Source organism: Paraburkholderia sp. CNPSo 3281 (assembly GCF_024206515.1).
Classification (GTDB): domain Bacteria; phylum Pseudomonadota; class Gammaproteobacteria; order Burkholderiales; family Burkholderiaceae; genus Paraburkholderia; species Paraburkholderia nodosa.
Genome location: NZ_JAMBPS010000116.1, coordinates 1 through 4,847 on the forward strand (window position 1 = coordinate 1; position 4,847 = coordinate 4,847).

Here is a 4,847-nt window from a genome sequence, read left to right on the forward strand (position 1 = left end):
ACGACGACCTGAAAGTCTACCTGTACCGCGAGCCGATTGACTTCCGCGCCGGCATCAATACCCTTGCTGCCCTGGTCGCGGAGTCAATGCAGCTGGACCCGCTCGCCCGTGCCGTGTATGCGTTCCACAACCGCAAACGCGATCGCGTCAAGCTCCTGCTGTACGAGCGCACCGGTTTCTGGCTGATGTTGCGCCGGCTTGAAGAAGACCATTTCGTGTGGCCCAGGCGGCATCAGGAGGTGATCGAGCGTAAGCACCCGGGGAAGGCATCTTGACGGGGGCAATCGCTCAAACGATCAAGCAGCGGTCGGCGTCCAGCGATGAGGAAGCAGTTGCGCTATGTCGGCGGCACGGTGTGTCGGCAAGCGCGTCAACACGTCCTTCAGGTAAGCCAACGGATCGTGTCCGTTCAGTTGTGCAGAGCGGATCAATGTCATGATCGCGGCCGCGCGTTTTCCAGCACGCAGAGATCCTGCGAACAACCAGTTCGACCTCCCCAGGGCCCACGGCCGTATTTGATTCTCGACCCAGTTATGCCGACTCCCCGATTATGCCGCGTCGCACATGTGCGTGGCGGTGGATATGGCCTTTCATGACCGCTGTGTCGGCATAAACGTATGATTTCTCAGGCTGGCTATCGCGCTGGCCAGGAGAGATCAAATGAAGGCGACACGCATAGTCAGTGATTCCGGCAGCCTGCCGGCCCATCACATCGATGCATTTCTTGATCGTCTACGGGCAGCACACTATTCCGAGGTATCGCTTCGCAAGAAACGAAGAATCCTGCGTGCGTTCTCTGGGTGGATGAAGAGCAGGAACATCGACCTGATTGATCTCGATGAGTCTGTCACGGCTCGTTTTATGAAGCGCTTGATCGACACATCACGAGACCGCGTCCAGCGTGCGCGACCCACATTACGGCAGTTTCTCGCCTATTTGCGCGCCGAAGCCATTGTGTGCCCGCCGACCTTGCGCCGCCAGTCCGCGATCGCGCACATTTATGGCCGATACCTGGACTATCTGAGGCATGATCGTGGACTCGCGAAGAACTCTCTGCTTGTCTACGGCCCGTTCATTCGCGACTTTCTCGACAGCCACTCGGCCGGCGACGGAAGTTTATTGCCAGATGCATTTGACGCGGTAACGATCCGGAATCATCTTCTTGCCCGCAGCAAAGGCCGATCGCCAGTGTACACGCGGCTGATGGCAGTTGCGCTTCGCTCGTTTTGCCATTTCCTATTTTTGCGCGGTCATACGGCACAAGATCTGTGTGAGTCCGTGCCCGCAGTTCGTAAGTGGCGACAGTCGACTGTACCGACGTTCCTCACGCCTGAGCAGCAAGAAGCTCTCATTGCATCTGCAGACCGGTCGACTCCGACTGGGCGCCGCGACTACGCAATCCTGCTGTTGTTGGCGCGGCTCGGTCTACGTGCTGGAGAAATCGTCGCAATCGAGCTTGACGACATTCACTGGCGTTCGGGGGAACTCGTCGTTCATGGCAAGGGGCAAATGGTCGAACACGTCCCCCTGCCATCGGAGGTCGGAGAAGCAATCGCAACATACCTCCGCGATGGTCGCGGAGCGAGTGCGTCGCGGCGCGTCTTCCTTCGCAGATTGGCACCTCGGGTTGGTTTGGCGGGGCCGGGGTCGATTGGCAACATCGTTTGTCAGGCCTTCGCACGTGCCGGTTTCCGCCCCGCGTGCCGGGGCGCAGCACATCTGTTTCGTCACGGTCTGGCGACGACGATGATTCGCCACGGGGCCTCGATGGCAGAAATAGCCGAGGTCTTGCGGCACCGCTCACCGGACAGTACCGCGATCTATGCAAAGGTCGCGTTTGAGGACCTGCGCGAGGTCGCGCGCTCGTGGCCCACGGCTGGAGGTTCAATATGACTGCGATCCGCGATTCTCTTGCTCGGTACGTGGCGGTCCGCCGCGCTCTCGGGGCGTCATTCTACGAACCTGCATTGGCACTCGGCCATTTCGTTGATCTTCTGGAACATGAAGACGCAGAGTTCATTACTACCGATCTGGCTATGCGCTGGGCGATGACGTCCACACTCGTCGAACGCGCCACCTGGGGGCGGCGCCTCTCTCAAGTGAGAGGATTCGCCAGATGGATGAACGTCATTGACGGTCGAAACCAGATTCCTCCAGCAGGACTCCTGAGTGCCAGAAGACGGCGCAATGCCCCGCATATTTACACTGAGCAGGAAATTGATCTGCTTATGACCCGAGCCGCTCAACTGCGATCCCGAACCGGCATGCGAGCACAGACCTATTCGACGCTCATAGGGCTACTTGTGGCGACGGGCCTCAGGCCAGGCGAAGCGTTTCGGCTTGATCGGTCCGACGTTGACCTCGTCAGCGGGATACTCTCCATCCGCGAATCGAAGTTCGGCAAATCGCGCTTTGTTCCTGTAGCAGAGTCGACCCGGATGGCACTCGAACATTATGCCCTGAAACGCGATCAACTCTGTCCCTTACGATTGAGCGAGGCGTTCCTGGTTGGTGAGCGCGGCAAGCGACTGAAGGCCGGCACTGCACGAAGCATGTTCGTCAGAATGTCGCGCGCTGTTGGTCTGCGATCGGCGACAGAGGATGGGCGCGATGGTTACGGCCCGCGCCTCCAGGACTTCCGGCATAGCTTCGCGACTGGACGGCTGGTCGAATGGTATCGTGCCGGTCTCGACGTAAGTCGCGAATTGCCGAAACTTGCCGCCTACCTCGGGCATGTCAACGTCGGTCTTACGTACTGGTACGTCGAAGCGGTTCCTGAGTTGCTCGAACTCGCGGCAGCCTATCTCGACAAGAACTGTCCAGGAGAACGGCCGTGAGTACCGCCAGTCTCCCATCCCTCGTTCAGCGCTTTTTTAGCCAGCGCCTGCTCGAGCAGCAAGGTCTGAGTTCACATACGGTGGCAAGTTACCGTGACACGTTCCGGCTGCTTCTAGCGTTTGCCACGAAGTGTATCGGGCGCACACCGTCAAAGCTGCGAATCGAGGACTTCGACGTGTCGTTGATCGAGGAATTCCTACAGCACCTCGAACACGGCAGAGGCAATTCGGTCCGGACACGCAACACGCGGCTTGCCGCCGTGCATGCCTTCTTCCGGTTCGTCGCGGTCAGCGAGCCTGCGTTGTTTCTGCAGTGTCAGCGCATTCTTGCAATTCCATCTAAACGCTGCGAGCACGGCCCTGTTGAGTTTCTGACAGAGAGCGAGGCCGCCGCTCTGGTAGGGGCGCCTGACGTACGAACGTGGATCGGCAATCGCGACCGAACGCTGCTTCTTGTAGCGGTTCAAACGGGTCTGCGCAACAGTGAATTGACCACACTCCGGCGTCAGGACGTGATGCTCGGCACAGGCGCCCACGTCCGTTGCCTTGGCAAAGGCAGAAAGATGAGATGCACTCCGCTGCGACCGGATGTCGTTGCCGTCCTGAAACAATGGCTGCTGTATCAACCGGGCGAACCAGGTGATCCAGTCTTCCCCAGTTCGCGCGGTGGTCATCTCAGTGCCGATGCTCTTCAGCGACTCGTGTCGCGCAATGCCGCAATCGCGCGTCTCTCGTGCCCTTCGCTGAAGAAAAAATCCATAACGCCTCACACGCTTCGGCACACGTCCGCGATGAGCCTGATGCATCACGGCGTCGACCTAACCGTGATCGCGCTCTGGCTCGGTCACGAGTCCTCCGAGACGACTCAGATCTACTTGCACGCCGACATGCAACTCAAGGAGCGCGCGCTCGCGCACGCCACGGCAAGCGGTGTCGCGCCGACACGCTACAAACCTCCAGACCCGTTGCTCGCATTCCTGGAGGCTCTCTGATAATGCCGACAATCCGAACGACCGGGAACAGAGATCCCCCCAACCGTCGTATGCGTGGATTCATGACGCGGCATAATCGGGGAGTCGGCATAACTGGGTTCATGCCGCTAGCGGCATGAACCCAGTTGTTATCGGCTGGCACATGCCCATCGTCCAGATAGCGCGTAAGCGCCTCCCAACGTTTGAGGCTGTAGTCGAGCGCTGCGGCGATCCCGGATCCGTCCGGCACACGCTGCCGTTGCGTGAGCAGCCATGCATGGAGTTCGTCGGCGATGGGGCGAGCCCGCTCCTGACGCACAAGACGTCTTCTATCGGGCTCGAATTCGGCAGCGTCGCGTTCTACTTCGTATAACGCACCGAAGTATCGCAGCGCGGGCTCGGCCAGCTCGCTCTGGTGCTTGACGTGTAAATCGAAGAATTTACGGCGCGCGTGGGCCAGGCACCCGATCTCTGTGACCCCACTCCTGAAGCTGGACTTGTAGCCCCCGTAATCGTCGCACGCCAGCTTGCCGCGCCACTCGCCCAGGAATGCGCGTGCATGTTCGCCGGCGCGACTCTCGGCGAAGTCATAGATCACCGCCTTCAGATCGGCGAACTGCGTGGTGCTGTACGCCCACAGATAGGCTCGATGGGTCTTGCCCTTTCCCGGTGCAAGCATCTGTACCGGCGTCTCGTCGGCATGCAGTACCGCGTGCTGCAATACCTCTTCGCGAAGTGCATCGACCAGGGGCTGCAGGCGCACGCCACACGCGCCAACCCAGGCGCCGAGCGTCGATTGCGCGATCGCCAGACCCGCCCGTGCAAAGATGCGCTCCTGCCGATACAACGGCAGGTGATCGCTGTACTTGGCGACCAGCACTTGAGCCAGCAGACCGGTGGTCGGGATGCCCTTGTCGATCACGTGCGGCGGCACCGCAGCCTGCACCAGCGTCTCGCATGCCTTGCACGCCCATTTACCCCGGATGTGCCGCTCAACCGTGAACACGCCGGGCGTGTAATCCAGCTTCTCGCTGATGTC

The 4,847-nt window shown here is 60.0% G+C and carries 4 protein-coding genes and 2 pseudogenes; 4 read left to right on the forward strand and 2 right to left on the reverse strand.

Annotation, left to right across the window (positions count from 1 at the left end; all coding sequences use genetic code 11):
• Positions 1 to 275 (forward strand): IS66 family insertion sequence element accessory protein TnpB (gene tnpB / locus M3I56_RS40125; RefSeq protein WP_254358573.1); only part of this gene is annotated, 275 nt, incomplete at its 5' end.
• Positions 276 to 296: 21 nt separating this feature from the next.
• On the opposite strand, the pseudogene M3I56_RS40130 reads toward tnpB, so the two are convergent.
• Positions 297 to 536, reverse strand: a pseudogene (locus tag M3I56_RS40130) (transposase domain-containing protein); the annotation flags it as partial.
• A gap of 124 nt (positions 537 to 660) precedes the next feature.
• Between M3I56_RS40130 and M3I56_RS40135 the strand changes: the two are divergent.
• The 3 genes from M3I56_RS40135 to M3I56_RS40145 are packed head-to-tail and all read left to right on the forward strand — an operon-like array spanning position 661 to position 3,829.
• A complete protein-coding gene (locus M3I56_RS40135; protein WP_254358574.1) occupies positions 661 to 1,893 on the forward strand; it encodes a site-specific integrase in 1,233 nt (410 codons plus the stop codon).
• Positions 1,890 to 2,837 carry a tyrosine-type recombinase/integrase gene (locus M3I56_RS40140; protein ID WP_254358575.1) on the forward strand — a complete coding sequence of 316 codons (948 nt, stop codon included), beginning with the start codon at positions 1,890 to 1,892 and terminating at the stop codon, positions 2,835 to 2,837. The genes M3I56_RS40135 and M3I56_RS40140 overlap by 4 nt, the downstream gene beginning before the upstream one ends.
• A complete protein-coding gene (locus M3I56_RS40145) occupies positions 2,834 to 3,829 on the forward strand; it encodes a tyrosine-type recombinase/integrase (RefSeq protein WP_254358576.1) in 996 nt (331 codons plus the stop codon). The genes M3I56_RS40140 and M3I56_RS40145 overlap by 4 nt, the downstream gene beginning before the upstream one ends.
• A gap of 118 nt (positions 3,830 to 3,947) precedes the next feature.
• Here the strand turns inward: M3I56_RS40145 and M3I56_RS40150 are convergent.
• Positions 3,948 to 4,847: pseudogene (locus M3I56_RS40150) on the reverse strand (IS66 family transposase); the annotation flags it as partial.